The 2995-nt window shown below is 33.5% G+C and carries 3 protein-coding genes and 1 pseudogene; 2 read left to right on the top strand and 2 right to left on the bottom strand.

Annotation, left to right across the window (positions count from 1 at the left end):
- Positions 1 to 141: 141 nt before the first annotated feature.
- A pseudogene (locus IM509_RS19940) lies at positions 142 to 333 on the top strand (PIN domain-containing protein); the annotation flags it as partial.
- A gap of 484 nt (positions 334 to 817) precedes the next feature.
- Here the strand turns inward: IM509_RS19940 and IM509_RS19935 are convergent.
- Positions 818 to 1630 (bottom strand): hypothetical protein, encoded by an 813-nt coding sequence (locus IM509_RS19935; protein ID WP_185236914.1) that lies wholly within the window; start codon positions 1628 to 1630, stop codon positions 818 to 820.
- A gap of 429 nt (positions 1631 to 2059) precedes the next feature.
- Positions 2060 to 2476 (bottom strand): PadR family transcriptional regulator, encoded by a 417-nt coding sequence (locus tag IM509_RS19930; protein WP_002787255.1) that lies wholly within the window; start codon positions 2474 to 2476, stop codon positions 2060 to 2062.
- A gap of 154 nt (positions 2477 to 2630) precedes the next feature.
- On the opposite strand from IM509_RS19930, the gene IM509_RS19925 reads away from it, so the two are divergent.
- The gene (locus IM509_RS19925; RefSeq protein WP_260441186.1) at positions 2631 to 2870 is read left to right on the top strand and encodes a calcium-binding protein; all 240 of its coding nucleotides are present in this window, start codon (positions 2631 to 2633) and stop codon (positions 2868 to 2870) included.
- Positions 2871 to 2995: the final 125 nt, after the last annotated feature.

Below are 2995 nucleotides of genomic sequence, written 5' to 3'. Positions count from 1 at the left end.
TTTTTATGGGCAGATATTTTAAAACTGTCTCTTGAAGCTAATTATGATGATTATCTTGAAAAAAAATGATAATTAGACAGAAGTTCTCTTGTTCACATAGAGAACTTTATCTTCTTTTGTTTTCAAAATGAGAATTGCTGAGTTATCTCATTTAATCTTGATATTTTTAAATCTGCATCTAATCTGAGAACTCAATATCATCTATCATTTTGGGATAGTTTAGTGATTGCTTGCGCTTTATTTTCTGATGCAAATATTTTGTATTCAGAAGATATGCAAGATGGTTTAATTGTTGATAAAAAATTAACTATTATTAATCCCTTTAAGCAATAAAATTATTTTACTGGTTAATGATGCTGTCTTCAGCATTTCTCAAACCAGTCCTAACGGTACAGTTGTCGGGACAATTAACGCCACTGATGCCGATAATAACCCCTTAACCCTACAATATCACCGCGGGTAATCCTAACCTCGATGGCGACGGTATCTCCGCCTTTACCATCAATAATAGCGGCCAAATTGCCATGGCTGACTCCGATGACAAGGCTGTAGTCATCTCCCTACATCGACTAAATCCTTATCTGGCAAGAGATTTAATTGATTAGTTCGCTCTAGATCGAAAACAGTTGACAAAAATCGCAGCAATGTCTGTCTCTATAAGGAATGAAACCCTTGTAGAGACAGACATTGCATAACAAAAACCGAAGAACCCAAAATATTCAAAAATTTAACAAAAGCGATGGAAATTCCACTTATGCCTTTAAAATGTCTTCCAAGTATCGTTAAAAATTCAGTTCGAGGGTCGATTGTGTCATATTTAATTGTCAAGTAATTCACGTTGTTTACTTTCAATGAAATTCTCCATTAAAAACTTTTCAAGCTCTCTGGTATCGTGACGAATTTTATTGATTCTCTTTAATAAATCTTCGGAAGAAGGAGAAATATGTTCATGATACCGATAAATTTCTAGTAGTTTACTAGCAACAATATATCGCATTAAAAAATCTAGTCGAGTAGAACGCTCATAAAGGTTACTCATAAAAACTCCCATAATATTCGCGCTTACCAGGAAAAAGTTGCTATTAATTAATAAAAGCCAGTTTATTTGATCAAACATCATCATTTTATTGATAGTCAGTGCGTTATAAATTAGTAAGATACAAGTGCCAACAATAACCGCATTAAAAAATCTAATTCGATAAGCTGAATATATTGCCATATAAACCAACATTAAGCCAGAATAATAGGTAACATAAGCCAGATCGTTCTGATCAGACATAAAAATCATTAAATTAATACCAATTCCTCCAATGAGTCCGAGAATACTCATTAATAATTGATAAGACTTGATGAAATTTTTTTGATAACTTTTATAAATAACATACAAAGCAAAAAAACAGATTGACAAACGAATAGGTAAAATATTTGATGCCTGAGATGAACAATATTGATCTAAAAATATGAAAACCAAATAAAGAAATAAACTCATGAATAATGATATTCTAATACTTCCTAGATATCGATTGTAATAATCTTTTTTAAATTCTTCTTCTATCTTGTTGATGGTTTCTGAGTTATACGCTTTCTTAAGACTTTTACTCACAAAATTTGGATCAATAATCTTAATCATTTTGATAAATAATCCGGGAAGGCTACGAATACCAATCCAGAGAAAGACCACAACGAAATGAAATGTTTCTATTATCTATTAATAGTTGAGAATCAGAGCAGTTATTTTGTTTTAATCTCTCTTGCTCATCTAAAATAATTCGTTGCCAATCTTCAGGCAACAGAGTCATAATCAAGGATAGGAATGCTAATAATCTGTGTACTAATAAATTCATAATCTAATACCATAAGTAGGTGGGCATAATTAAATGTATAATGACATTGCGAATGGAGCGGAATGAAGCAATCACGGGGGGTTCAGGGACTTTAACCTATTATTCATATCTTACTTCATTTTATGTTGTTTTCAGCATTCCAAGGTATTGTCTAGCTAGGACTTACGCGGCTAATGTCCCTACAAATGGTGTTTGTGGCCATGATTTGCGTAGTGCTATACAATTTCAATCTCACTCTTGAAATCTGACTCTTTATTGGCTAGGCAATGGACACCATAGATCTCTAAGGCACAAGGAATTAAATTTGAGCGAAATTCTTGGACTTGACGGTATATTTCTCGGCCTTTCGGAGTAATTATATAATATTTTCGTCTCGGCCCTGTGGCTTCATCTCCCCACCTAGATGAGATTAAGCCTCGTTCTTCCATGCGATGTAAGGCAGGATAGAGGCTACCATAACTGATTTTTCGTTTTTCTTGGCTGGCTTTTGCAATTGCATCGGTAAATTCTAGTCCATACATTCCTCTTGGTTGTCTTGAGGAGGGTTCAGCAGCTAGGAGGGTTAAGAGGCATTCTTCTAGCTGTGAAAGGTCTTGAGATTCATTTTTTTCGGTTTTCTGGCGATTAAACACTGTTTTTGACTTGTATTGATTAGATAATATTCACTGATTTATCTTAATACATATTTATATATCTACCTTAACAACTATATCTAATTTCGATATAGTTTATTTGAGCTTCTTAACCGCGATGGAGCAATAGATTCAATAAATTCAGGAAAAAACAATGACTTACTACTACGAAGGTACCAGCACGAGTAACTATTTAAATTACACTGGCTCTGACAATCTTATTGCCAATGGTTATGGTGGTAATGACACCATCTATGGCAATACGAACAATGATCGTATTGATGGTGGTGCTGGAAATGATTATCTCAATGGCTGGTCTGGCGACGATTATTTATGGGGAGGTAGTGGTCATGACTACTTATATGGTTGGTCTGGTAATAGACCTCTTGCATAATTTTTTTATGGTATAATATAAGGTTTTGCTTTTTTCTCAATTCTTAGATTGAAGTGGAAAAAAGAATAAAATGTGATCTTAGGTCAGGAAATCATCTATAATTTTGCTATGTTTATTAGCAAAAT

The sequence above is a fragment of the Microcystis sp. M31BS1 genome, assembly GCF_020245285.1.
GTDB classification, from domain to species: domain Bacteria; phylum Cyanobacteriota; class Cyanobacteriia; order Cyanobacteriales; family Microcystaceae; genus Microcystis; species Microcystis panniformis.
The sequence above is the reverse complement of the archived record's forward strand: the minus strand, read 5'-3'. Positions and strand labels throughout refer to the sequence as shown.

Coding starts and splice junctions, on each gene's coding strand:
- IM509_RS19935 (WP_185236914.1), bottom strand. CDS start 1,630: ATGATTAAGATTATTGATCCAAATTTTGTGAGTAAAAGTCTTAAGAAA.
- IM509_RS19925 (WP_260441186.1), top strand. CDS start 2,631: ATGACTTACTACTACGAAGGTACCAGCACGAGTAACTATTTAAATTAC.